Annotated in this window: 25 protein-coding genes; 13 read left to right on the top strand and 12 right to left on the bottom strand. The window is 60.4% G+C overall.

Annotated features, from left to right (window positions below):
* Window positions 1-17: 17 nt before the first annotated feature.
* Entirely contained in the window at window positions 18-1,172 is a 1,155-nt protein-coding gene (locus U367_RS0108360) for a DUF1624 domain-containing protein (RefSeq protein ID WP_028616536.1), read from the bottom strand.
* A gap of 125 nt (window positions 1,173-1,297) precedes the next feature.
* Here U367_RS0108360 and U367_RS0108355 point away from each other — a divergent pair, with 125 nt between their 5' ends.
* The 5 genes from U367_RS0108355 to U367_RS0108335 all read left to right on the top strand — a co-directional run bounded on the left by U367_RS0108355 (window position 1,298) and on the right by U367_RS0108335 (window position 5,648).
* Window positions 1,298-1,834, top strand: a complete 537-nt coding sequence (locus tag U367_RS0108355; RefSeq protein ID WP_028616535.1) for a DUF924 family protein — start codon at window positions 1,298-1,300, stop codon at window positions 1,832-1,834.
* 96 nt (window positions 1,835-1,930) lie between these two features.
* Complete coding sequence (gene yfcF, locus U367_RS0108350) at window positions 1,931-2,563, top strand: glutathione transferase (RefSeq protein WP_028616534.1); 633 nt, start codon at window positions 1,931-1,933, stop codon at window positions 2,561-2,563.
* A gap of 111 nt (window positions 2,564-2,674) precedes the next feature.
* A complete protein-coding gene (locus U367_RS0108345; RefSeq protein WP_028616533.1) occupies window positions 2,675-3,406 on the top strand; it encodes a GntR family transcriptional regulator in 732 nt (243 codons plus the stop codon).
* Between the two features lie 98 nt (window positions 3,407-3,504).
* Window positions 3,505-4,785 (top strand): MFS transporter, encoded by a 1,281-nt coding sequence (locus tag U367_RS0108340; protein ID WP_028616532.1) that lies wholly within the window; start codon window positions 3,505-3,507, stop codon window positions 4,783-4,785.
* A gap of 29 nt (window positions 4,786-4,814) precedes the next feature.
* Window positions 4,815-5,648, top strand: coding sequence for an amidohydrolase family protein (locus U367_RS0108335; protein ID WP_028616531.1), 834 nt, complete (start codon window positions 4,815-4,817; stop codon window positions 5,646-5,648).
* On the opposite strand, the gene U367_RS0108330 is transcribed toward U367_RS0108335, so the two are convergent.
* Window positions 5,625-5,888 (bottom strand): hypothetical protein, encoded by a 264-nt coding sequence (locus U367_RS0108330; RefSeq protein WP_028616530.1) that lies wholly within the window; start codon window positions 5,886-5,888, stop codon window positions 5,625-5,627. The genes U367_RS0108335 and U367_RS0108330 overlap by 24 nt on opposite strands.
* A 131-nt stretch (window positions 5,889-6,019) precedes the next feature.
* On the opposite strand from U367_RS0108330, the gene U367_RS0108325 reads away from it, so the two are divergent.
* Both U367_RS0108325 and U367_RS0108320 read left to right on the top strand, forming a co-directional pair.
* Entirely contained in the window at window positions 6,020-6,664 is a 645-nt protein-coding gene (locus U367_RS0108325; protein ID WP_028616529.1) for a hypothetical protein, read from the top strand.
* Window positions 6,665-6,699: 35 nt separating this feature from the next.
* On the top strand, window positions 6,700-7,041 hold the full coding sequence (locus U367_RS0108320) for a hypothetical protein (RefSeq protein ID WP_016977143.1): 342 nt from the start codon (window positions 6,700-6,702) through the stop codon (window positions 7,039-7,041).
* A gap of 13 nt (window positions 7,042-7,054) precedes the next feature.
* Here U367_RS0108320 and U367_RS0108315 read toward each other — a convergent pair whose 3' ends face one another.
* Together U367_RS0108315 and U367_RS0108310 are read right to left on the bottom strand one after the other, a co-directional pair.
* Entirely contained in the window at window positions 7,055-7,801 is a 747-nt protein-coding gene (locus U367_RS0108315) for a creatininase family protein (RefSeq protein WP_028616528.1), read from the bottom strand.
* A 32-nt stretch (window positions 7,802-7,833) separates the two neighbouring features.
* Complete coding sequence (locus tag U367_RS0108310; RefSeq protein ID WP_028616527.1) at window positions 7,834-8,547, bottom strand: murein L,D-transpeptidase catalytic domain family protein; 714 nt, start codon at window positions 8,545-8,547, stop codon at window positions 7,834-7,836.
* A 39-nt stretch (window positions 8,548-8,586) separates the two neighbouring features.
* Between U367_RS0108310 and U367_RS0108305 the strand changes: the two genes are divergently transcribed.
* Window positions 8,587-10,182: a L,D-transpeptidase family protein gene (locus tag U367_RS0108305; RefSeq protein WP_028616526.1), complete on the top strand. Its 1,596-nt coding sequence runs from the start codon at window positions 8,587-8,589 to the stop codon at window positions 10,180-10,182.
* On the opposite strand, the gene U367_RS0108300 is transcribed toward U367_RS0108305, so the two are convergent.
* The gene (locus U367_RS0108300) at window positions 10,097-10,672 is read right to left on the bottom strand and encodes an AAA family ATPase (RefSeq protein ID WP_028616525.1); all 576 of its coding nucleotides are present in this window, start codon (window positions 10,670-10,672) and stop codon (window positions 10,097-10,099) included. The two genes, U367_RS0108305 and U367_RS0108300, sit on opposite strands and share 86 nt — an antisense overlap.
* A gap of 74 nt (window positions 10,673-10,746) precedes the next feature.
* On the opposite strand from U367_RS0108300, the gene dapF reads away from it, so the two are divergent.
* Window positions 10,747-11,550: a diaminopimelate epimerase gene (gene dapF, locus U367_RS0108295; protein WP_028616524.1), complete on the top strand. Its 804-nt coding sequence runs from the start codon at window positions 10,747-10,749 to the stop codon at window positions 11,548-11,550.
* Here dapF and U367_RS0108290 read toward each other — a convergent pair.
* On the bottom strand, window positions 11,538-12,680 hold the full coding sequence (locus tag U367_RS0108290; protein ID WP_028616523.1) for a PAS domain-containing sensor histidine kinase: 1,143 nt from the start codon (window positions 12,678-12,680) through the stop codon (window positions 11,538-11,540). The genes dapF and U367_RS0108290 overlap by 13 nt on opposite strands.
* Window positions 12,670-13,485: an alpha/beta fold hydrolase gene (locus U367_RS0108285; protein WP_028616522.1), complete on the bottom strand. Its 816-nt coding sequence runs from the start codon at window positions 13,483-13,485 to the stop codon at window positions 12,670-12,672. The genes U367_RS0108290 and U367_RS0108285 overlap by 11 nt, the downstream gene beginning before the upstream one ends.
* 128 nt (window positions 13,486-13,613) lie before the next feature.
* Between U367_RS0108285 and U367_RS0108280 the strand changes: the two genes are divergently transcribed.
* Entirely contained in the window at window positions 13,614-14,813 is a 1,200-nt protein-coding gene (locus tag U367_RS0108280; RefSeq protein ID WP_028616521.1) for a TPM domain-containing protein, read from the top strand.
* Window positions 14,814-14,816: 3 nt separating this feature from the next.
* Here U367_RS0108280 and U367_RS0108275 read toward each other — a convergent pair whose 3' ends face one another.
* The 4 genes from U367_RS0108275 to U367_RS0108260 all read right to left on the bottom strand — a co-directional run bounded on the left by U367_RS0108275 (window position 14,817) and on the right by U367_RS0108260 (window position 18,860).
* The gene (locus U367_RS0108275) at window positions 14,817-15,659 is read right to left on the bottom strand and encodes a response regulator transcription factor (protein WP_028616520.1); all 843 of its coding nucleotides are present in this window, start codon (window positions 15,657-15,659) and stop codon (window positions 14,817-14,819) included.
* A gap of 65 nt (window positions 15,660-15,724) precedes the next feature.
* Window positions 15,725-17,143: an aminotransferase gene (locus U367_RS0108270; RefSeq protein ID WP_028616519.1), complete on the bottom strand. Its 1,419-nt coding sequence runs from the start codon at window positions 17,141-17,143 to the stop codon at window positions 15,725-15,727.
* 25 nt (window positions 17,144-17,168) lie between these two features.
* Window positions 17,169-18,269: a polyamine ABC transporter substrate-binding protein gene (locus U367_RS0108265; protein WP_028616518.1), complete on the bottom strand. Its 1,101-nt coding sequence runs from the start codon at window positions 18,267-18,269 to the stop codon at window positions 17,169-17,171.
* A gap of 96 nt (window positions 18,270-18,365) precedes the next feature.
* Window positions 18,366-18,860 (bottom strand): DUF1543 domain-containing protein, encoded by a 495-nt coding sequence (locus U367_RS0108260; RefSeq protein WP_028616517.1) that lies wholly within the window; start codon window positions 18,858-18,860, stop codon window positions 18,366-18,368.
* 106 nt (window positions 18,861-18,966) lie between these two features.
* Between U367_RS0108260 and U367_RS0108255 the strand changes: the two genes are divergently transcribed.
* Window positions 18,967-19,788, top strand: a complete 822-nt coding sequence (locus tag U367_RS0108255; protein WP_028616516.1) for an aldo/keto reductase — start codon at window positions 18,967-18,969, stop codon at window positions 19,786-19,788.
* A gap of 52 nt (window positions 19,789-19,840) precedes the next feature.
* Here the strand turns inward: U367_RS0108255 and U367_RS0108250 are convergent, their stop codons facing one another.
* Window positions 19,841-20,356: an Hcp family type VI secretion system effector gene (locus U367_RS0108250; RefSeq protein ID WP_010209954.1), complete on the bottom strand. Its 516-nt coding sequence runs from the start codon at window positions 20,354-20,356 to the stop codon at window positions 19,841-19,843.
* A gap of 477 nt (window positions 20,357-20,833) precedes the next feature.
* On the opposite strand from U367_RS0108250, the gene tssA reads away from it, so the two are divergent.
* Window positions 20,834-22,387 (top strand): type VI secretion system protein TssA, encoded by a 1,554-nt coding sequence (gene tssA / locus U367_RS0108245; RefSeq protein WP_028616515.1) that lies wholly within the window; start codon window positions 20,834-20,836, stop codon window positions 22,385-22,387.
* 31 nt (window positions 22,388-22,418) lie between these two features.
* The gene (tssB, locus tag U367_RS0108240) at window positions 22,419-22,916 is read left to right on the top strand and encodes a type VI secretion system contractile sheath small subunit (protein WP_028616514.1); all 498 of its coding nucleotides are present in this window, start codon (window positions 22,419-22,421) and stop codon (window positions 22,914-22,916) included.
* The last annotated feature ends 7 nt before the right edge of the window (window positions 22,917-22,923 follow it).

The following is a 22,923-nucleotide window of genomic DNA, read 5'->3' as shown; positions in this document are numbered from 1 at the left end:
ACGCATAGATCGAGCCTCTACAGGTACTTGAGCCAGGCCAGGTCGCGGCGCCGGGCCTTGAGCCCGGCGAACCAATGGACCGGCGCGTACAGCGCCAGCGGCAGCAGCAACGCCACCAGCCAAATGGCGCCCATACCGTCGAAGCCGAAGTAGTTGCCGTGATTCAGGCCAAACAGTGCCACACATGCGACGTAGAGGATTTTCAGCACGTACAGGTGCAGCAGATAGAAGAACATCGGTGCTGCACCGAAGGTGGCGAGCATGCTGATCCAGCGCTTGCTTCCCGCCTTCTCGAACGCCAGCAACAGCAGTAGCCCAATCCCCAGCGTCAGTGCCAGAAACAACAACGAAGGCGGGTACTTGGTGATGTTGAAAAAGCTCATCAGGGTTTGCACGCCGTTGTCATAGGCTTGCCATGGTTTTTCGCCATACCCATTGACCGCTCGCACTACCACGAACCCTATCAATGCACTTGCACCGCCCAGCCACAGATAACGCTGGCGCTGCGCCGGCTGCATGTCTTTGGCAAACCAGGGGCCGAGGCTGTAGCCCAGGGCGATCACACCGATCCACGGTAGCACCGGATAAGTGACGCGCAGGCGCAGCGACTCGCCCACTTCGATCCAGCTGCGCTCATGCAGGATTGTCCACGGAATATGCAGTGCCGAACCGGCCTCGAAGTGCAGCCCATCCAGCAGGTTGTGCCCGGCAATGATCACCACTGCCAACACGATCAGCAGCGGGCGCGGCAACCACACCAGCGCCGCAAGGGCGATCATGCTCACGCCAATCGCCCAGATGACTTGCATATAGATCACGCTAGGCGGCAGTTGGAAGGTCCAGGCGAAGTTGACCAGGGTGAACTCCAGCACCACCAGGAACAGCCCACGCTTGAACAGGAACGCCGACACATCGCGCCGGCCCTGGTATTTCTGGCCGTACAGCCAGGCCGACAAGCCCGTGAGCAACACAAACACTGGCGCGCACAGATGGGCGAGGGTGCGGCTGGCAAATAACGCAGGCTCGGTGCTGTCGATGGTCATCGGGTCGCTGACCTGACGGTGCAGCAGGAAGGTTTCGCGCACGTGGTCAAGCAGCATAAACAGGATCACCAGGCCGCGCAGGGCATCGATGGACAGCAGGCGTTGGCGCAGGGGAACAGCATCGGTCATGGGCGAGGGTCACAGGGCAGGGCGGAAATGGGGTGTTATCCTATAACATTAATTACCGCGTTGCCGCGATTCGTCACTAAGGATTCTGATACTGTCAGTGAAATCGTTTGTGCAGGCCCCTCATCATGACTACTCCACAATCCGTCCTCGACTTCTGGAAACACGCCGGCCCCAAACGCTGGTTCGCCAAGGACGAGGTCTTCGACGCAACTTTCCGCGACACCTTCCACACCACCCACCTGCAAGCCGCCCGGCGCGAACTGGAGCACTGGCTGGACTCGGCGCAAGGGGCTCTGGCGCTGCTGATCCTGCTTGACCAATACCCGCGCAACGCTTTTCGCGGCACTGCCCATATGTTCGCCACCGACCCATTGGCCCGCCTGTATGCCAGGCGCATGGTCGACGCTGGATTGGATCAGCAGATTGAGCCGGCATTGCGTGCGTTCTGTTACCTGCCGTTCGAACACTCCGAAGACCCGGCGGATCAGCAGCGCTCACTGGTCCTGAACCAGCAACTGGACGCCAACACTTACCATTGGGCCAAGGAGCACGCGCGCATTATTGAGCAGTTCGGGCGCTTTCCCCATCGTAATGGCGTGTTGGCGCGAGAGACCACGGAGGAGGAGCGCGCCTTTTTAGACAAGGGTGGCTTTGCCGGTTAGCCCGGTATTCCGAGTAGGAATGGCCCCATAAAAACAGCGCATTGTCTTTCTCGCCGCACATCTCGTAGCGTGGTGTTCCACTCACGGAGAATCGTTATGAGCCAGCGTCCGTTGCGCCTGTATGTTGATCATTTGTATACCAGCCCCTACGCGATGTCGGTGTTCGTCACCCTGCGGGAAAAAGGCCTGGCGTTCGACACCTTGACCCTGGACTTGGACGCCGCGCAGAACCAGACCGCCGACTTCGCCCAACTGTCCCTGACCCAGCGCGTGCCGACGCTGGTAGAAGGAGACTTTGCGCTGTCGGAGTCTTCGGCAATTACTGAGTACCTGGAAGAGACTTACCCCGAGACACCGGTCTATCCGGCCGATCCCAAGCAGCGGGCGAGGGCGCGGCAGGTGCAGGCCTGGTTGCGCAGCGACTTGTTGCCGATCCGCCAGGAGCGTTCGACGATGGTGGTGTTCTACGGGCAGAAGATGCCGCCATTGTCCCCCGTGGCCGAAGCGGCGGCACGCAAATTGATCAGCGCGGCCCAGGCACTGTTGGCGGGTAACCGGGCGTATCTGTTCGGCGCGTGGTCGATTGCGGATGTGGACCTGGCGGTGATGCTCAATCGCCTGATTCTCAATGGCGACAGCGTGCCCGCCGAGTTGGTGGAATATGCGCAGCGCCAGTGGCAGCGGCCTTCCGTGCAGGCGTGGGTGCGGCAGCAACGCCCGGCGCTGTAGCCGACCATTCATCCTCTATCCGCGGTGGCGCGCTTGACAGGCGTCACCCGGCGGACAAATACTCTCGCCATATTCATATATATGACTAAATAACAAAGTGAATGTGGCCCCATGAATACCTTGTCCAGTGATGCCCGTCTGCCGCTATACCAACGCCTGCGCGACCACCTGGTCGAGCAGATCGCCAACAATCGCTGGCGCCCCGGTGAAGCCATTCCCACCGAAGCGGTGCTGTCCGCCGAGTACGAGCTGTCCACCGGCACCGTGCGCAAGGCCGTCGATGCGTTGGTGAGCGAAGGCATTCTTGAGCGCCAGCAGGGTCGGGGCACCTTTGTGCGTCGCCCGCAATTCCAGTCCTCCCTGTTTCGATTTTTCCGTTTTCAAGGCCCTGCGGGCGAGCGTCAGGTGCCGGAAAGCCGCATCCTCACAGTTGAATCCCTGGCCGCGCCGTCGGCGGTCAGTGAGGCGTTGGGCCTGGCGCCCGAGTCCCAGGTGATCCGCATCCTGCGTACCCGTTTGTTTGACGTGCAGCCGCTGCTGGCCGAAGAGATCTGGCTACCGCGCACGCGCTTCCAGGCGTTGCTGGATATCGACCTGTCCCAGCAAGGCCCGTTGCTTTATCCGGTGTATGAAGACGTCTGCGGGCAAGTGGTGGCCTCGGCCGAGGAAACCCTGACCGCCGAATCGGTCAACGAGGTGTACGCGCGATTGCTGCAGGTGCCGGTCAACAGCCCGGTGGTGGTGATCGAGCGCCTGGCCCGCGATTACGCCGGCCAGCCCCTCGAGTGGCGACGCTCTCGCGGGCACGCCGAGCACTTCCGCTACCGCGTGGACATTCGCTGACCCGACACCCGCACCGTTAACTGTTTGCCCAACACTGGCCCGGCTGCGGCACGGTTCGCGCTCGGCTGCCTCGCGTTTGACCTATAAGGATAAAAATCATGTTCAGTTGGTATCGCCAAGTCACTCCCCGGGAGCGCAAAACGTTCTGGGCCTGCTTCGGCGGATGGTCCCTCGACGCATTGGAAGTACAGATGTTCGGTCTGGCGATCCCGGCACTCATCGCTGCGTTCGCCTTGAGCAAAGGCGATGCGGGGTTGATCAGCGGCGTCACGCTGGTGACTTCGGCCATCGGCGGTTGGGTCGGCGGCACCTTGTCTGACCGCTACGGCCGGGTGCGCACCTTGCAGTGGATGATCCTGTGGTTCTCGTTTTTTACTTTCTTGTCGGCGTTTGTCACGGGCTTCCACCAGTTGCTGATCGTCAAAGCGCTGCAAGGCTTCGGAATCGGCGGTGAATGGGCAGCGGGCGCGGTGTTGATGGCCGAGACCATCAATCCCAAGTACCGCGGCAAGGTGATGGGTACCGTGCAGAGCGCCTGGGCTGTGGGTTGGGGTGTAGCGGTCGGGGTGTTTGCGCTGATCTATTCGTTTGTGCCGCAGGACATGGCCTGGCGTGTGATGTTTGTGGTGGGCCTGTTGCCGTCGTTCCTGATTATCTGGGTGCGCCGCAATGTCGAGGAGCCCGACAGCTTCCAGCGCCTGCAAAACGAACAGGCGATTCCACCGAGTTTCTTCAAGTCGCTGGCGGGCATCTTCCGTCCTGAGCTGATTCGCGTCACGTTGTTCGGCGGTCTGCTGGGCTTGGGCGCCCATGGCGGTTACCACGCGGTGATGACTTGGCTGCCGACCTTCCTCAAGACTGAGCGCAACCTGTCGGTACTCAACTCCGGCGGCTACCTGGCGGTGATCATCTTCGCCTTCTGGTGCGGCTGCATCGCCAGTGGTTTGCTGATTGATCGCATCGGGCGGCGCAAGAACATCGTGCTGTTCGCGCTGTGCTGTGTGATCACCGTGCAGGCCTATGTATTCCTGCCGTTGACCAACACGCAGATGCTGTTCCTTGGCTTCCCGCTGGGCTTTTTCGCGGCCGGCATTCCGGCCAGCCTTGGGGCGTTGTTCAACGAGCTGTACCCGGCGGATGTGCGCGGTGCCGGCGTGGGCTTTTGCTACAACTTCGGGCGCGTGCTGTCGGCCGTGTTTCCGTTCCTGGTGGGGCATATGAGCGACTCCATGTCCCTCGGCTCGGCCATCGGCATCGATGCCGGGATTGCCTACGGCGTCGCGGTGATCGCCGCGCTGTGCCTGCCGGAAACCCGTGGTCGCGTGCTGGAAGCTGCGCCGATTGACAATGTGGTGACGGGCCAGCGCGCCCAGGCTTGACCCTTTTTTACTCTTGAAAGACGAACCTCATGCTCGATAACTGCTCCATCACCGGCATCGACGCCCACGCCCATGTGTTCAGCCGCACGCTGACTTTGGCCGGCGAACGTCGCTATACCCCTGACTACGACGCCACGTTGGCGGATTACTTCGGTCACTTGCACGCCAACGGCTTGAGCCATGGCGTGCTGGTGCAGCCCAGCTTCCTGGGCACCGACAACCGCTACCTGCTGGCCGCCTTGCAGCAGGCACCCGACCGGTTGCGCGGTGTGGTGGTGGTTGAACGCGATATTCCGCGCGACACTCTGCACGCCATGGCGCGCTCAGGTGTCGTGGGCGTGCGGCTGAACCTGGTGGGCCGGGCACTGCCGGACTTCAATGAGCCGGGATGGAAAGTGTTCTTTGAGCATATCGTCGAACTGGGCTGGCACGTGGAATTGCACCGCGAACTGGACGACCTGCCGCACCTGGTGCGGCAACTGCTGCCGTTCGGGGTGGAACTGGTGATCGATCATTTCGGGCGACCCGACGCGCGACTGGGCGTGGAGCAGCGTGGCTTTACCGAGTTGCTGGAGCTGGCGCTCGGTGGCCATCTGTGGCTGAAAGTCTCGGGAATCTATCGCCTCGGCGGGAGCGCGGCACAGAACCTTGAATTTGCCCACCAGGCCATTCCGTTGCTGCAGCAGAGCTTTGGCCTGCATCGGTTGGTGTGGGGCAGTGACTGGCCGCACACCCAGCATGAAGCGTCCATCGGCTATGGCGCAGTGATGGAGCAGCGCCAAGCCCTGGGTTGGTCCGCGCAGACCGAGCAGGCCTTGCTGATCGACACGCCCCGCCAGTTATTCGGCTTCCACCACGCGTAGCCAGTCCTCCTTCACGCGGCGGTCCAGTTCCTCCCAGTCCGCCATGCCCAATACCCGCGTGGTGTTCAAACCCCGCAGGTAACCGCGCAGTTGCTGGGCGCTGGCGTTGAGTTGATCGGGGTCCGCCGCTTCGTCCTGCAACACGTTCTCATAGTCGACCAGGTAATCGGCGACCCGCTCGCGAAACTCCGGTAGTACGGCTTCGCGGATGCGGTCGAAGGTTTTCTGGTGGGGCTTCATGGCGTGGTCCTTATAAGTTTTATGTCAGCACTATCGGTTCAGATAATAGTCACCATCAAGGATCGCAAGTTCTGTTTTTGCAGGAAAAGCGGAAAATCACCCCATCGAGACGCTGTTCAAGGAAATGCGCGATGAGGACGTTTATTCAGCTGGCGTTGATGGCTTTGATGCTCGGCACGGTTGCTATCAACAACGCGGCAATCGCCGATGATCTGCGTACGAGCCATTTGCTACCTATCAACGGTAGCGTAGACTCCCTGCAGCACGCGCAGTCGGTGGGTGTATTGCTGACTGACAGCACCCGCGACAACCTCAGCTACCTTGAACGCTACCACGACATGGCCTTGAATGGCGCCAAGGGTGCCCTCGACGGGCGTATCCGCCAGGCGTTCGTCAACAGCTCCGACCCGGAACTGGCCATCGATTGGTTGATGAGTTCGCTGCAGGGAACCTTTTTGTCGGTGACGGTCTACGACAACCTGGATGCCTTGGTGCTGGCTCACCCTGATGTGGTGGTGATGCTCGATACCCATAACCAACTGCTGACCCAGCGTAACGACCAGGTCGAGGCGCGTTTTATTGCGCGGTTCTATGATGCGAACCTGCAATACATCGCCAAGGCCGAAGGCTCGGTGCACAAGCAGGTGCCGTCGGTGTGGGTGCATGACCAGGCGGCGCCGGAAATTGCTGCGCAGATCGAGCAGCAGCGGGACGTGCAACTGGATGCCTTGAAGCAGTTCGATGCCTCGCTCAAGGCGTTGGTTCGTGCAGGTTGATGTGGACCTTTATTTTTTATAATCAGGAATTTTTCATGCGCGCTTTTTTCGCCCCGGCCTTGGCCTTTGCTTCTCTGATGTTGGCCGGTTGTGTTTCCGCCCCCAACGCTCCAACCCTGACCTTGCAGACCAGCAAAACGCCTGAAGCCTATGTGCAGTGCGTGCTGCCCAAGCTGGAAAAGCACAAGATCACCTCCACCGTGACGCAGAACTCGCGCCACGCCAAAGTGGTGTTGACCAGCAAGATTGCCGCCGATGATGTGCTGGAGGCCTACAAGTCCCAGGACGGCGGCAAGGTGTTCCTGTATGAGCGCAAGCCGCTGGCGTCGACGATTACGCCGTCGCGGCTTGAGCTTGCTGCCAAGGAATGCCAATAATTTCGCGTATGGCCTAGGGCTTGGCTTCGTTGCTGAAGGCATTGACCGTCTTGACTAAACCCTGCGCCGCCAACGCCACCAGCTCCCCACCTTTCTCTACCGTCGCCAGCGCCGGGTCCGAGCCCATGCGTCCATCAGGGAAGCGCGCGCGGAAGTCCAGCGCTTCACGGATCGGCCCGGTATTGGCGATTTGCGGTGAATAATCAGCCGTCTTGATCGAGTCCGGATAGGCCCATTGGGTCACCGCAATCTCCGACGGCGTGGCATGGCTGCCATGGCCCACCGGGAATTGGCGTTGCGCCAGGTCATTCACGCCTTCCAGGTCCCACCAGTTCACCAGCTTCAACGCAAACCCGGCCGGGCGACGGGCGAAGCTGGCCTCGGCGTACAGCTCGGAAAACGCCGCTTCAATCGTGGCGATATTGCCGCCGTGGCCGTTCAGAAACAGGATCTTCTCGAAACCATGCCCGGCCAGCGAGCGCACCCAGTCGCCAATCGCGGCAATGAAGGTGGAAGGGCGCAGGGAAATGGTGCCGGGAAAACCCAGGTGATGCTGGGCCATGCCGATGTTAAAGGTGGGGCCGATCAGCAGATCGGCGTTCTTCTGCGCTTCATGGGCGATGATTTCCGGGCACATCCAGTCGGTGCCCAGCAGGCCGGTAGGGCCGTGCTGTTCGTTGGAACCGATGGGAATCACCACCGTGCGGCTGCGTTCCAGAAACTGCCCGATCTCGATCCAGGTGGAGTGGTGTAGAAGCATGCGTGGTTCTCTTCTTTATCTATGGGGACAGGCTATCCGCCACGGATTGTACGACTACTCGCCACCTGTTGGGGTTTGCAATTGAGGTAGGTCGAAGACTTCAACCAGCGCTGGTCGGGGTACCACGAAAACATGAACTGTCCATCCTTGAGCTTGTCCACCACTTGGCGCGCCACCTGCGGGCGCACTGCCGGGCAACCCTGGCTGCGACCTATACGGCCTTCGCGCTTGCTCCACAAGGGGCTCACGTAGTCGGCGGCGTGAATCACGATGGCGCGGTCGCGGGCCTGGTCATTGAAACCCGGCTCCAGGCCGTCCATGCGCAGTGAATAGCCGTGGGTGCCCAGGTAGCTCTCCTGGGTGCGGAACAGTCCCAGGCTGGACTGGTGGCTGCCTTCGAGGTTGGAGAATTGGGTGGCGAAGTTTTCCCCGGATTTGGCGCCATGGGCTACCAAGTCGCGTAGCACCAGGGTTTTCTTGCGCAAATCGAAGATCCACAGCCGACGGGCGGTCGAAGGCTGGGAGTAGTCAATAACCGCTAGGCGCTCGGAACGTTCCTCGCCGTTATTGACCGCGCACTGCACCGCGTTCAGGGCGCTTTTGAGTACGGTGGGATTGAGTTCTGGAGCCGAGCGCGCCAGGCTGCTATACAAGTTAGGAGAGGTCTGGTTGGCGGCGAGCGCAAAATTGCTCAAGGCAGCCAACGCCACGGTCATCAAACCGAGGCGGCGCATGAAAGTCAGCATCTACGAAGTGTCCCCCGGTGTGGATTGGAGCCTGGTCAATTGTTCAAAAAACACGCATGTTACTTGAGCATTTGCCTGCTCGTTGCACCATTGGTCGCGACAGCCGACGCGCTGCCGGTCGAGCCGTTGCCGGTAACCACCCCGGCGCCGGTGGACCTGGCCCCCGTGCAACAGGCGTTGGCGCAACTGCCGAGTGTCTGCCCCGGCCTGGCGCCGCAGGTCGACGCCGCTGCCCAACTGCGCCTGCAAGCCTTCTATCAGCAGCAAGGCAATGTGCCGCTGTGGTCCGCCGATGAACGTCGACAAGCCCTGCAATCTCAGTTGCTGATGCTCGCCGATGACGGCCTGGACCCCACCCACTATAGCTTGCCTGCGCCGGATGCCACGGCAAACGTGCTGTGCAGCGATATCGCCAGCAGCCAGCATTATCTGCAAGCCCTGCAAGACCTGCATTACGGCCGCCTGCAACAATCGCGCTTCGAACCCCTGTGGCATTCCCAGCCACCCACCCGCGACCCTAACGTTGAAGTGCTGGCGTTTGCCGCCACAGGCCTGCAAGACATGGCACAGGCATTCGACCAGGCGCGACCCAGTGCCGATTTGTATCGCAGCTTGCGCAACGCCTATTCCACCGTGCGTCTGCAACCGTTGCCGCATTGGGACCCGGTTGCCGGTGGTCCGCTGTTGCGCCCCGGCATGGAAGACCCACGCGTGCCGGAGCTGGCGCGGCGCCTGGTCAGTGGTGGCTACCTGACCCAGGCACCTGGCGGCAAGCAGTACCGCGATGAACTGGTCAAGGCGGTCAAGGCCTTCCAGCTCAGCCACTCGCTGCAGGCCGACGGCGTGATCGGCGCCGGCACGGTGGCCGAATTGAACATCAGCCCGCTGGTCCGGCGCGAACAACTGCGCATCAACCTTGAACGCTTCCGCTGGCTGGCCCAGGACCTGGAGCCTGAAGGCGTGCTGGTCAACGTCGCCGCCGCGCAACTGAGCGTATACCAGAGCGGGATTCCGGTGTGGCAAACCCGTCTGCAAGTGGGCCGTGCCGAACGCCAGACGCCGTTGCTCAAGTCGCGCATCACCCGCTTGACCCTCAACCCCACCTGGACCATCCCGCCCACCATCATGCGCGAGGACAAACTCCCGGCCATCCGCCTCAACCCCGAATACCTGCGCCAGCAAAACCTGCAAGTGCTTGACGCCGAGGGCCACCCGCTGGCGCCCGAGCAAATCGACTGGGCTCGCCCCGGCAATATCCTGCTGCGCCAGGAAGCCGGCCCGCGCAACCCACTGGGCAAGATCGTAATGCGTTTTCCCAATCCGTATTCGGTATACCTGCATGACACGCCGAGCCAGCCGCTGTTCACCAAAGGGCCGCGGGCGTTCAGTTCGGGGTGTGTGCGGGTCGAGCAGCCATTACTGCTGCGGGATTTGCTGGTGAGCCCAGCCGAGCGCACCCGCACCGATGAATTGCTGGCCACCGGCGTGACGCATGAATTCAGGTTGGCCACGCCGGTGCCGGTGCTGTTGAGTTATTGGACGGTGGAGGTCAATCGCGAGGGGGGGTTGGTGTATGCGCCAGATATCTATGGACGGGACCTGGTGTTGATGAAGGCGATGGGGACTGTGCTTTGAGGGTTGCCAGCACCATTGTCACAGCCTGATCCGGCGTCATGAGTGCGGTGTCGAGCGTGAGCGGCACTTCAGCCCAAGCCTCGTACTCATGCGCCAGCACCGACGCCCAAGAGGGGGCAACCAGGCCGGGAATATCTCCCGTTCGGGTTTCCACCCGGCGTTGATGCTCCTGTCGGTCAGAGCAGATCACCCGAATATCCAGCAACGCCACACCCGCCATTGCCGCCGAGGTCTTCCACGCCTCCCGGCTTTCCTGGACCGGGTTCACACAGTCGGCCACCACCGTCTGCCCCAATCGCAGGTTGCTCAGCGCCAAGGCATTCGCCACCCCATAACCGCTGGCGCCCACGTCGCCCGCCAACATACCCGCATCACGGATTGCCTGCTCAATCACGTCGATGCGCAGGTACACCGCGCCGATCTGGCGTGCCAGTGCCTGGGCAAGGGTGGTTTTGCCGGTACCGGGCAGCCCGTTGAAGACAATTAACATGCGATGCTCTCGATAAGGTTGCGTGGGTTCAGGGTATCCTTCAGTTCCCCTGCAGGTCGACCACAGGACAGCCCATGCCCTTGCCGTTTGTAAAAATGCACGCTCATGGCGACGATTTCATCATCATCGACCGCCGAGGCCTGGACGATCCGATCACCGCGAAAATCGCCCGCCAACTCGGCAACCGCCACACCGGTATTGGTTTCAACCAACTGGCCGTGGTACTCGATTGTGACGACGCCGCCGCACGCATCAAGTTCTGGAACCCCAATGGCACGCCGCTGGCCACTTGCGGCAGTGCTACCCGTGGCGTCGCGGACCGCTTGATGCATGAGGCGGGCACGGACTCTGTGGTGCTGCGTACCGACCGTGGCTTGCTGATGTGTACGCGGACAGCGGGGCGGCAAGTGTCGGTGAACATGGGTGAGCCGTCGCTGGACTGGTCGGCCGTGCCGCTGGCCGAGGCCATGGATACCCGCACGCTGCCCATCGACGGCAACCCGGCGGCGTGCAGCATGGGCAACCCGCATTGCACGTTTTTCGTGGAAGACATCGCGGCTGTCGATATGGCAGCCGTGGGCCCGGCGCTGGAAATCCACCCGTTGTTCCCGGCCAAGACCAATGTGCATTTTGTGCAGGTGCTCGACCGTGGCCATATCCGCCTGCGCATCTGGGAGCGCGGCGGCGGCGTGCCGTTGGGCTCCGGTTCGTGCTGCTGTGGCGCGGTGGTCAATGGGATTCGTCGTGGACTGCTGGACGATACCGTCGAAGTGCAATGCGACGGCGGCACGGTCACTGTGCATTGGGCAGGCGAGGGCGGCGTAGTGCTGACGGGCAGCGTCGAACCGGTGATACAGGGCAGCGCCTACGTTGGCTGAAAGTTGACGGTAAACGTGGTGCCGCCCGTGACACAGGAACTCACCGCCACATCGCCGCCATGCACTCTGGCCAACTCGCGAACGATATACAGGCCGAGGCCTACGCTGCGCACGTCACTGCCTTGGTCGGTGCCACGGGTCATAGGTTCGAACAGCTCGGTGAGCAAGGCTTCGGGGATGACCTTGCCGTGGTTGTGTACTGAAACCTCGCACCGACCCTGTCCCAACCGTGACGTGACGGTGATCGGCCGTTGCAGATCGCCATACGCCACGCTGTTCGCCACCAGGTTGCCAATGATCTGCTGCACGCGGTCGGCGTCCAGGCAAGCTTCGCCACTGCCCTCGGCGAGATGCACCAAGTTTGCCGCAGGAAACGCCACGCGCAGTTCATCCACGGCGCGATGAATCACCTCATGCAGGTCCAACGGCGCAGCCTTGATGGTGATGCCCTGGCCGACGCGCGCCTGGGTGAAGTCCAGCAGGTCGGCGATCATGCGCTGGGCACGCTCGGACGACTGGCCAATGTGCCCCAGCAGTTGGTGCTCCTTGGCGGTGCGTTCGCCTCGGTTGAGAAAATCCGAGGCCATGCGGATTGCGGTGAGCGGGTTCTTCAAGTCATGGCTGACAATCGCCACCATCTGCTCGGCAAACAGCGCTCGGCGCTGGGAAATGGCATAGGCGTCGCTCAATTCGGCCTGGGCCAGTTTGAGCGCAAGTTCGGTGGCGGTCTTTTCCTGCAACAGCGCTTCGGCGAAGTTGCGTGCATTGAGCAACTCGCGCTCGTACTTGTCGCGGTCGGTGGTGCCGAACAGCGCCAGGTCGTACAGCGTTCCGTCGTCCTGCTCGCGTTTGATGCCGTTGAGCAGGACGGTCAGCTTGTGGCCTTCGCGGTGCAGCATGTCGAGTTTGACTTCGGTGACGCTGCCACGCATGCGCAGCATCGGCGCCAGGTGGGTCTGGTGGAAGATCCGTCCGCCCATGGTCAGCAAGTCCTGGAAACGCTTGCCGCACAGCTCCGTCGTACTGAACCCCAGCCACTCGCTGAAGCGCGAATTGGCTTGCAGGATCGTGCCGTCCTCCGCCGTGACGGCGAGGGCGCAGGCGGCGCTGTCGAACAACTCAGCCGACATGGGAGACCGCCCACGGCGCCAGGAAGCGTTTCATAGCCTCCGCGCAGGCCTGCGGCGCGCTCATGTGGGGGCAATGACCGACGTTGTCCACCAGGCAATAGGTACTGTTGGGCAACACGCTGTGCAGGTATTCGCCCACGGCCACGGGTGCGATCAGGTCGTCGCTCGATTGCAGGATCAGTACCGGAGTGGCCAGGCCGATCACGTCCTGGCGGTTGTCCGACATGAACGTCACCCGTGCAAATTGTTTGGCGATGGCCGGCTCAGTGCGGCAGAAACTCTCGGTCAGTTCTTCACCCAACGCGGGTTGGTCGGGCGCGCCCATGATCACCGGGGCCATGGCGCTGGACCAACCGAGGTAGTTGCTGTCGAGGGTATCGAGCAGGTCCTGGATATCCGCCAACTTGAAGCCGCCGACATAACCGTCTGCGTCGATATAGCGCGGCGAGGGGCCGATCATGACGTGGGCGGCGATCCGGCCGGGGGCGTGGCGGTCGGCGAGGGTGCCGATCATGGCGCTCACCGAATGGCTCACGAGGATCACCGGGCCCACGGCATACGCGTCGATAATCTCGTTCAAATCGCGCGCGTAACCGTCCAAGGTGCTGTATTTGGTCTTGTCGAATGCACTAAGGTCTGACAGGCCGGCGCCCACCAAGTCATACATCACTACGCGGAAGCGCTCGAAAAACTGCGGTGCCAGGTAGTTCCACATGGCCTGGTTGCAGCCGAAGCCGTGTGAAAACACCAGGGTCGAGCTGCCGCTGCCTTTCACTCTGATATTGTTGCGGTGGCGCAGATCCATGGGCTTCCTGACTGTGGCGTTTTGCTATGTATGGAGGGAGTTTAGATAGTCATCGGTGCGGGGTCACGCGATATAGCGCAGATAAGGTAAAGTCGCCGCCTTCAGGAAGAAACTTCAGGTAATAAAGCATGATGGCGATTCTGCGGCAGTCCGTCTTGAGTCTGGTGGCGCTGGTGTTTCTAGGCCTGCTGGGCACCGCCCAGGCGGACACTTCGCCGCTTGGCGTGGCCCTCGACCAACGGGTGATCGACCTCACCAACACGCTGGATGCCAGCACCACCACCCGTCTGAAAAACCAACTCGCCGATCTTGAGCAACGCAAGGGCTCGCAAGTGGCCGTGTTGCTGGTGCCCACCACCGGCGGCGCGAGCATCGAGGACTACGCCAACCAACTGTTCCGCGCCTGGAAGCTGGGACGCAAGGATGTCAATGACGGCATCCTGCTGGTGGTCGCTAAAGAAGACCGCAAGGTGCGTATCGAGGTGGGCTATGGCCTGGAAGGCACGGTCACAGATTTGCTCGCACACCGCATCATCGAAGAACACATCACCCCGGCCTTTCGCCAGGGGGATTTCGTCGGCGGTGTCTCCCAGGGCGTCAACGACCTGGTGGTACTGGTGGATGGCGGTGATTTGCCTAAAGCCACAGGGACAAGGGTCAATCCGCAGTTCATCGCAATCGCGCTGGCGTTTGTGCTAGGAGCCATTGGCGGCGTGCTGATGAGTGCTGGCAAACTGCGGTGGCGCCGCGCGTTGATTGCCGCGGTGGTTGCCACGTTGCTGCTAGTGATAGTGGGTGAGGGCCGCGACTGGGCAATGTTTCTGCTGGTGATGCCCCTGATCATGCTGATCGGCGGCGCGACCTTCGGCGCATTGTGGATGGCGCGCTCGGTGTTTTACGGCGTGATAGGGCTGCTGGTCTACATCCTGGGCTTGCTGGTGGTTGATCAGCGATATGCCGACGTCAACTTTATCCACTGGCTGGTATTTCCATTGGGTGCGCTGGTAGTTCTGGGGTTGTACCTGGTGCTGTTGGTGATCATGAAGGACGCCTGGAAGCAGAGCCGGGTGGGTTTTGTTGCGCGGCTGCTGGCAGCGGTGGGGGTGTATGTGGCAGCGGGCGTGCTGATGGAGCTCGGCCGTAATGGCTGGCTGTACGCATTCCCGATTGCCTCGTTTGCCGCGCTGTTCATCTTTGGCAAGACCAGCGGCGGGTCGGGGTCTTCGGGCGGTGGATCGAGTTCGAGCTCCAGCAGCTCCAGTTCCAGCAGCAGTTCCTCAGGGGGTGGTGGCTCCAGTGGCGGCGGTGGGGCGTCCGGCAGTTGGTAAACCCTACTGCTGCCGCGTCATCCAATCAATAAATAATGCAAACAGCTCCGCCTGGGAGTTGATGACCAACTTGGTGTACACATGCTTGCGATGCATGCGCACCGTCTCCGGCGAAATCCCCAGCACTTGCGCTGCCGACTTCACCGAGTGCCCCCGCAGGATCAAGTGCGCAATTTCGCGCTCACGCACTGTCAGCAGCCCACTGCCAAACCCCATGAAGGCTGCTTCAATCTGTTGATGTGCGCGGGTTTGACTGAAGGCTGGGTCGCCCACCACCTTGTCCAACCCACCCGTGGTGCCAAACCGGTGCAACAGCGCGCGGATCACCGGGTGGGCAGAGCGCTGCACGGCCAGTTGCGCATCGCTGAATTGGCCGGCGCTGAGTCCCTGGAACATGCACAGGGAAATCTTGCTGCGTGGGCACAGGTCAACGATGTGGTAACTCTCCAGGGCACCGCCGCTGCGCAGGTAATAGGTCTTGTAGTACTCACTGTTGAAAAAGTCATCCGGCGCGATTTGCGCCAACGAGTAGAAGCCTTCCGCCAAGCCTTTATCGACTGCCAGACAGAAGGGGTCCAACTGGTAGCCACGGGAAAAGTAGCGATGGATGATCTCGTCCTGATGCTCCCGTGGGATGCCTTGCTGATAGAGCAGGCGTGGCGCCTGGCCCTGGCGCTCCAGGCTGATCATCATCGATTCGATGGGGCACAGGGCACACAGCGCGGCGGCGAGGTACTCGAGGAATCGGGCTTCATCGACCTGGATAAACGCCTGGGCCAAGGCGTCGTGCCAGGTTTCGAGTGCCTGGGGGCCGAGGGCAGGGGGCTGATCGATCGGTGCGTTCATGCTGGCCAGTCTACCCGCCGGTCAGCATCCCGGCAAAAACCTCGAAACAGGCTCGGCGTTGTGGCTCATCGTCCCTGGTAGTCGCCGCTCTGGCGAAGTTCGGTCGCAGTGTCGAGAATGCACTGGCGCAGGGTTTCGACCACCTCGTCCACTTGCGCGTGGGTGATGATCAGCGGCGGCGACATCACGTTCAAATGCCCGATAGGGCGTACCAGCAAACCTTTTGCCTGGGCCCGTAGGTGGATGCGTTCGCCAATGTTCACCGCATCCGGCAACAGTGCCTTGGTGTGTTTATCGGCGACAAACTCTATACAGGCCATCAGGCGCTGACTGCGAATATCGCCTACCAGCGGCAGTCCGGCCAGGGTTTGCAGGCGCTGCTCCAGGTAGGTGCCCACATCCTCGACATGGGCCAGCAGGTTCTCGCGCTCAATGATCTCGATGTTCTTCAGCGCTGCCACGCAACTGACAGGATGGCCACTGTAAGTGAACCCATGGGTGAAGCAGCGGCCCTTGCCCGGCTCGCCGATCACCTGCCAGATCTGCTCCGAAAAAATGCACGCGCCCAACGGCAGATAGCCGGAGGTCAGGCCCTTGGCGGTAGTGATGATGTCCGGCTGCATGCCAAAGACGTCCTTGGAAGCAAAAAATGCGCCCAGGCGTCCGAATGAGGTGACCACTTCATCGGCGACATACAGCAGGTCGTAGCGTTGGCAGATTTGCCACATCCGCTGGTGGTAGCCCTCGGGTGGAATGATCACGCCACCGGAGCCCATGATGGGTTCGGCAAAGAATGCGGCCACGTTGTCCGGGCCGAGGGTCAGGATCTTGTCTTCGAACTCATTCACCAGGAAGTCGAGAAAGTCCGCTTCGCTCATCCCTTCCGGAGCCCGGTAGTAATTGGGGCAGGAGATGTGGTGAAACAGGTCGCTCATGAAATCGAATTCCGGCGCCCGGTCCGCGGCCTTGTTGCCGATGGACATCGTCAGGAATGTCGAGCCGTGATAGGCACTGAAGCGCGAGATGATGTGTTTCTTGGCCGGTTTGCCACGGCTGTTCTGGTAGAACTGCACCAGTCGATACGCCGTATCCACCGCTGTGGACCCTCCAGTCGTCAGGAACACATGATTAAGATCGCCTGGGGCCAGGCTTGCCAACTTGGCGCACAGTTCGATGGCTGTCACGTTGGCCATGTCGCAAAACGGGTTGGAGTAGGCCAGTTGGCGCACCTGATTGGCGATGGCGTCGGCCATTTCCTCGCGGCCGAGGCCAATATTCGTACACCACATGCCGCCCACCGCGTCCAAGTAGCGATTGCCGTGGGTGTCATAGATATAAGCGCCATCTCCTGCGGCGATATTCAATGAGCCCTGTTCACGGTGTTCGTCGAACATATGAAAACCGTGCATGTAGTGGGCTTTGTCGGCAGCGTCCAGTTGGTTGTGGTTGAACTGGGCGAAGAATTCAGGATTGGGCAGAGTCATGGCGTTTACCTTCAAAGGCTGGGAGTCATTTGCCGGTCTTGACGGCGTTCCACGTACGGGTGATCAGGCGCACGGCAGCCGGCGGCTGGCTTTGCTGGGTGAACAGGCGTTGCATCGTCTCCGGGTCCGGGTAGATAGCCGGGTTGTCGCGGATATCGGCGTTGACCAGCGGCTTGGACGCCAGGTTGCTGTTGGCGTAGTGGATGGTGTTGCTGACGCCGGCGATGGTGCCGGGTTGCAGGAGAAATTCGATGAACTTATGGGCATTGGCGACATGGGGGGCGTCGATGGGAATGTAGAAGTTGTCGAACCAGATCAACGAGCCTTCTTTGGGAATGAAGTAGTCCAGCTTGATAGTGGCGCCGGCTTCCGTCGCCCGTGCCTGGGAGGTGGCGTAGTCGCCTGACCACGTGGTTGCCAGGCACAGGTCACCATTGGCCAGGCCATTGATGAAACCGCTGGAGTCGAATTTGCGAATGTACGGCCGTACGGCCATCAGCACGTCCTGAGCAGCCTTCAAGTCTTTTGGCGCGACGCTGTTGGGGTCCAGACCGAGGTAGGTCAGGGCCAGGGGAATCATGTCGGTGGGGGAGTCCATGAAGGTGATGCCGCAGTCGGCAAATTTCGACACGATTTTGGGATCGAAGATCATCGCCAGGGAGCCGAGCGGGGCGTTCGGCATACGCGCCTTGATCATGTCGACGTTGTAGGTCACACCATTGCTGCCCCAGGTGTAGGGCGCGGAATAGGTGACGCCAGGGTCGTGGGCTTGCAGGCTTTTCAGCACCAAAGGGTCAAGGTTCTTCCAGTCGGGTAACTGGGACTTGTCCAGTGGCTGGAAGACTCCGCCCTTGATCAGCAGCGGCACCAGGGAGGCGTTGAGGAGGGCCAGGTCATATCCGGAACGCCCGGACAGCAGCTTGCCCTGCACGGTTTCGTAGGAATCGTAAGTGTCGTAGATCACCTTGATACCCGTGGCTTTCTCGAAATCGGCCAGGGTGGTATCACCGATGTAGTCTGCCCAGTTGTAGATGCGCAAGGTATTGCCTGGGTCGTCGGCGGCCTGAGTCAAGGTGGAGGTGGCAAGCAGTAGAGCGCTGGACAGAGCGATAAAGGCTTTACGCATGGGGCCCACCTTGAGTTGTGCTTGTTATCAGTCTGAGGGACTGATTGCACTGTCAGGCAGATAGCCGGTGGGCGCCATACCCCGTTCGGGTAGGGTTCAGCTCAGGACGATGTAGTCGTTCTGCTGGAGTATTGGCCGGTGCGTGCCCTGCACCAAGTGGATATAGCGACCGTCCACCAGGTCGATGGGCAGGCAGTCGTCGATGTCCAGCACTCCATCGGTGTGGGCTTGGGACCATTGGCGCCGCGTGTGTTGTTTGCCTTTGCTCATGGCCTCCTGTTTGTTACGGGCTACCACCAGCAGGTAGTGATGGGCTTCACCAAAGCCGTTGGCTTCGTAACCGCCAAGGTTGATGAAGTAGAGGTGAGGCGCGCCAGCCGCCGGGGCCAGATGGCTGAGTTCGACTCTCCAACCGTCCACGCCCTCTACTGCCATCCAAGAATCGATATGTACGCCCTTGGGGCTGCCGAACCAGTCGGCGCGTAGTTGCGGGTAGGTCGCTTCCAGCGTGTCCGCCACAGCGAACACCACATCGTGAACTTCAATCTTTGCTCGTGGGTGTTTGCCCCCGAGCATGACGACAAACAGCATTGCAGATTCTTCCTGGCGACTTGACAGAGGCTAACCTTACTTCGATTGAACCCTTTTGTCCGGTCAATGCCAGACTGTTAATCCGCGAACTCATCAGGAGGTTGTCATGCGTACCATTGATCTGGCGGGTGTTCCCGTCCCTGTTATCGGCCAGGGAACCTGGCGCATGGGCGAAAACCCCGACCAGCACCGCGCCGAAGTCGCCGCGCTGCAATTGGGTATTGACGAGGGTATGACCTTGATTGACACCGCCGAAATGTATGGCGAGGGCGGCGCTGAAAGCGTCGTTGGAGAAGCGATTCGAGGCAGGCGCGACCAGGTGTTTCTGGTGAGCAAGGTCTACCCGCACAATGCCAGCCACAAGGGCGTGCCCCGCGCCTGTGAAGCCAGCCTCCAGCGCCTGGGCACGGACTATATAGACCTCTATCTGTTGCACTGGCGTGGCCAGCACCCCCTTGAGGAAACTGTCGAAGCGTTTGAACGCCTGCGCGAAGCCGGAAAGATCGGCCGCTGGGGCGTCTCCAATTTCGATGTGGCCGACCTGCAGGAACTTGCATCCCCGGCCTGCGCTACCAATCAGGTGCTCTACAACATCGATGAGCGCGGCATCGAATTCGACCTGCTGCCCTGGTGGCAACAGCACCACTTGCCCTTGATGGCGTACTGCCCGATCGCCCAGGGCGGTGAGCTGTTGTCCAGCCCGACCCTCAAGCAGATCGCCCGTCGCCATGAGGTCACACCTGCGCAGGTCGCCCTGGCCTGGGTGTTGCGCCATGACGGCGTGATCGCAATTCCCAAAGCCGTCACGCCGGAGCATGTGCGACTCAACGCAGCCTCCGCCAAATTGGTGCTGGATGAACACGACCTGGACGCAATTGATCGCGTGTTTGGCGCACCCAAGCGCAAGCACCCTTTGGCGATGGTTTAGCCAACCGTCAGGAGCGGCGCCTTCCTTGGCACCGTTCCCGGGCTAATCCGGATTAACCGGCAACCGGGCTGCGCCAGTCATCGGACCCGGAAGTGCCTGACACTTCGTGGGTCCACACGATCTTGCGGTAGGTGAAGTACACATCCTCCAGATGGGTGAAGTGGGCGTTGTCCGGGTCCTGGCAGTTGGGCATGCGTGATTGGATGTCCACGATGGTGGCGCCCTCCAGTTCAATCGTGAAGTAGTGCTCCTGTGTGCCGGCCGACGAGGTGCGCAGCCACTCCAACCGGCACTTGACCTCTTCGCCGCTGGTCAACGCACTGAACAGCAATGGTGAGGACTTATCGAAGACTTTGCTGATCATCATGGGCTTATGCACCCTCTGGCCCGTTGGTTGGCCGGATTGAGGGTCGCGCGGAATGATCACCTGATGAGAAAACGCCTGGACCAGGATCTGGTCCTCATGGCCTTCCTGATAAATGTTACCTACCGAGTCCTGGGTAAACGTGCCTGCCGTGATCAAACCTTGTTTGACGCCGGTGACGGAGAGATACGCGGGTGTTGGCATGACGGGTTTCCTTGTCTGATTGAAGGGGTAGTCCCACCGATAAATGCAGCGGATGGGACTTTGCCTATTACAAGAAGCGTGCCTGAAAGTGTGTGGGGTAATGATTGTTAGGGTTAGGCTGTATATAAGTTAGGGTTGTTGAGCAGTCAGGGTATGTTTGGTGGGTTTAAATTGGTTTTTCTTGCGCATTACTGCGCACTTAGTTGCTCAGTTGAGACTTTATTTGAATGGCTGGCTTGTAACGTCAATCCGAACGAGCGGGGATGATTGAGTGCGCAAAATGCTGCGCAGTGGCCGATTTAAGGGGTTTGTAGGAAAAGGATTAACTATTATTTCGTCGCTTGCTGAATGTTTTAGGCGTAGCTAAGGTTCTGGAGCTTTGCAGGGATTCCTGCAAGGTTTAGATGGCTTTCTGCTGCGCACTTTACGTGTGGTTAGTTGGCTGGTCCTGTCTTGGTTAGTTGCGCCTGGTGTGAAATGTCTTATTCGGACACGCTGTGTGATCATTATCTTGAAGTTGCCAGGTCGCCCTGTGCGCAATCGAGTTTTGCGGGCAGCGATATGCGCTTTTCGAGTGAATATGAATGCCTGGAATCCGAGTTGGCAAAGGCGCAATCGATTCATGGCAGCAGCCAGCCCGATTGGCGCAAGGTCCTGGAAACCAGCGAGCTAATGTTGCGACATCAGTCCAAGGATCTGCGCTCGGCCGTCTGGCTGACCTGGGCGTTGCACCAGTGCGAGTCCTATACAGGCCTGCTAGCCGGGCTCGGATTACTGCGTTATCTCTGCGAGCACCATTGGTCGGTGGTCTACCCCGAAAAACTGCGTACTCGCGGTGCGTCATTTGCTTGGTTGGTACTGCGTCTCGAACCTCTGTTTACGCAAGGCCTGCCCCTGCAGAGCCAGCAGCCCTTGTTTCGTGCAGTACTTGAGCAACTGGTTTGCCTCGATGAGGTATGGACCAGGCACTTGGGAGATGAGGCGCCTTTGCTGCTGCCGATCCGCAGGCAATTGGCTCAGCGGCTGGAGCTGGCTGTTCAGGACCATGCTCCGGCGGCAGGGATGAGCGGTGTCATAGCGCAGGTCAGGCACGCGACCAGCCAACTATTCAAACCTGAAGCGGTCGTGGACAACGAAAAAGACGCCAACAAATTGCTACGCACTCTGCAGGAGCAGGCCCGCTCCTTGTGTGCCTGGTGGTTGCGTCAGAACGCCACCGATCTGCGTGCCTTGCGCCTCAACCGAACGTTGAACTGGCTCGTACTGAGCGGGTATCCGGATGCCGACAGCGAGCGGATTACCGCCTTGCGCGGGCCTGCGCCTGACAAGCTCAAACGTTATCAGGAGCGTTTTGCTCAGGGGCATTACGCCGACCTGATACTGGAACTCGAAACCAGTCTCGCCGGCGCGATGTTCTGGTTCGACGGACTGCATATGCTCTGGCAATGCCTGGACGCCTTGCAGGCGGAACAGGCCATGACTGAGTTGGAAGTGACCTTCGCCTTGCTGCTGCAACGTCTGCCGGACCTGCCGTCGTTCTGTTTTCACGACGGCATTCCTTTTGCCGATGCCGCCAGCCGTGACTGGATCACGCAGCAGGTCAGCCGTCGTCTGCAAATACCCGAACCAGCCGCAGTGATGATTGATGCCGAAGCCGAGCCTTGGGAGATCGCCTTGCAGGCAGTGGCACCCCGGTTGCGAAAGGACGGGCTCAAAGCCGCAATCCATGAACTCAAAAAAGGCATGTATGCCGCTCGCAGCGAGCGCGCGCGATTTCATTGGCGGCTTGCCCAGGCGAGGCTGTGTGTACAAGCCGGCAAGCACGAGCTGGCGAAGATCCAGCTCGAACATCTGGACCACGAACTGCAACACACAGGTCTTGAACGTTGGGAGCCGGAACTGGCCCTTCAGGTAACCCAGCTTCTGTATCGCTGCTGTGATCTGTTGCCACAAAACCACGCCGTGCTCGAGCGCAAGGAAGACACCCACCGCAGGCTGTGCCTCTTCGATCTGGAAGCGGTACTTGAATAGGCTTTCGAGCCACTGAGTAAGGAGAAACACCATGGCCAAAGAAGGTTCGGTCGCCCCCAAGGAACGTATCAACATCACTTTCAAGCCCGCCTTGGGCGGTGCGCAGGAAGAGGTCGAACTGCCGTTGAAACTGTTGGTGCTGGGCGATTTCACCCAGCGTGAAGATGTGCGCAAGCTCGAAGATCGAAAGCCTATTGCGATCGACAAGAACACCCTGGATGACGTGTTGGCCAAACAGGCATTGAGCCTGACGCTGAACGTGCCTAACCGTCTGCAGGAGGATGCGGGTGTTGAGGAATTGGCCATTCAGGTACGCATTAATTCCATGAAGGATTTCAATCCGGCGAACCTGGTAGAGCAGGTTCCCGAACTGCAAAAGCTGATGGCGTTGCGCGAGGCACTCATGGCGCTCAAAGGACCATTGGGCAACACGCCGAGCTTTCGCAAAGCTATCGAACAGGCCCTCGCCGATGACGATTCCCGTGCTCGGGTATTGGCTGAGCTGGGACTGGATACACCTGACGCCTGACATTTTT

It is taken from the genome of Pseudomonas canadensis (assembly GCF_000503215.1).
In the GTDB taxonomy this organism is placed as follows: Bacteria; Pseudomonadota; Gammaproteobacteria; order Pseudomonadales; family Pseudomonadaceae; genus Aquipseudomonas; species Aquipseudomonas canadensis.
The sequence above is the reverse complement of the archived record's forward strand: the minus strand, read 5'-3'. Positions and strand labels throughout refer to the sequence as shown.

Coding starts and splice junctions, on each gene's coding strand:
- U367_RS0108360 (WP_028616536.1), bottom strand. CDS start 1,172: ATGACCGATGCTGTTCCCCTGCGCCAACGCCTGCTGTCCATCGATGCC.
- U367_RS0108355 (WP_028616535.1), top strand. CDS start 1,298: ATGACTACTCCACAATCCGTCCTCGACTTCTGGAAACACGCCGGCCCC.
- yfcF (WP_028616534.1), top strand. CDS start 1,931: ATGAGCCAGCGTCCGTTGCGCCTGTATGTTGATCATTTGTATACCAGC.
- U367_RS0108345 (WP_028616533.1), top strand. CDS start 2,675: ATGAATACCTTGTCCAGTGATGCCCGTCTGCCGCTATACCAACGCCTG.
- U367_RS0108340 (WP_028616532.1), top strand. CDS start 3,505: ATGTTCAGTTGGTATCGCCAAGTCACTCCCCGGGAGCGCAAAACGTTC.
- U367_RS0108335 (WP_028616531.1), top strand. CDS start 4,815: ATGCTCGATAACTGCTCCATCACCGGCATCGACGCCCACGCCCATGTG.
- U367_RS0108330 (WP_028616530.1), bottom strand. CDS start 5,888: ATGAAGCCCCACCAGAAAACCTTCGACCGCATCCGCGAAGCCGTACTA.
- U367_RS0108325 (WP_028616529.1), top strand. CDS start 6,020: ATGAGGACGTTTATTCAGCTGGCGTTGATGGCTTTGATGCTCGGCACG.
- U367_RS0108320 (WP_016977143.1), top strand. CDS start 6,700: ATGCGCGCTTTTTTCGCCCCGGCCTTGGCCTTTGCTTCTCTGATGTTG.
- U367_RS0108315 (WP_028616528.1), bottom strand. CDS start 7,801: ATGCTTCTACACCACTCCACCTGGATCGAGATCGGGCAGTTTCTGGAA.
- U367_RS0108310 (WP_028616527.1), bottom strand. CDS start 8,547: ATGCTGACTTTCATGCGCCGCCTCGGTTTGATGACCGTGGCGTTGGCT.
- U367_RS0108300 (WP_028616525.1), bottom strand. CDS start 10,672: ATGTTAATTGTCTTCAACGGGCTGCCCGGTACCGGCAAAACCACCCTT.
- dapF (WP_028616524.1), top strand. CDS start 10,747: ATGCCCTTGCCGTTTGTAAAAATGCACGCTCATGGCGACGATTTCATC.
- U367_RS0108290 (WP_028616523.1), bottom strand. CDS start 12,680: ATGTCGGCTGAGTTGTTCGACAGCGCCGCCTGCGCCCTCGCCGTCACG.
- U367_RS0108285 (WP_028616522.1), bottom strand. CDS start 13,485: ATGGATCTGCGCCACCGCAACAATATCAGAGTGAAAGGCAGCGGCAGC.
- U367_RS0108280 (WP_028616521.1), top strand. CDS start 13,614: ATGATGGCGATTCTGCGGCAGTCCGTCTTGAGTCTGGTGGCGCTGGTG.
- U367_RS0108275 (WP_028616520.1), bottom strand. CDS start 15,659: ATGAACGCACCGATCGATCAGCCCCCTGCCCTCGGCCCCCAGGCACTC.
- U367_RS0108270 (WP_028616519.1), bottom strand. CDS start 17,143: ATGACTCTGCCCAATCCTGAATTCTTCGCCCAGTTCAACCACAACCAA.
- U367_RS0108265 (WP_028616518.1), bottom strand. CDS start 18,269: ATGCGTAAAGCCTTTATCGCTCTGTCCAGCGCTCTACTGCTTGCCACC.
- U367_RS0108260 (WP_028616517.1), bottom strand. CDS start 18,860: ATGCTGTTTGTCGTCATGCTCGGGGGCAAACACCCACGAGCAAAGATT.
- U367_RS0108255 (WP_028616516.1), top strand. CDS start 18,967: ATGCGTACCATTGATCTGGCGGGTGTTCCCGTCCCTGTTATCGGCCAG.
- U367_RS0108250 (WP_010209954.1), bottom strand. CDS start 20,356: ATGCCAACACCCGCGTATCTCTCCGTCACCGGCGTCAAACAAGGTTTG.
- tssA (WP_028616515.1), top strand. CDS start 20,834: ATGTCTTATTCGGACACGCTGTGTGATCATTATCTTGAAGTTGCCAGG.
- tssB (WP_028616514.1), top strand. CDS start 22,419: ATGGCCAAAGAAGGTTCGGTCGCCCCCAAGGAACGTATCAACATCACT.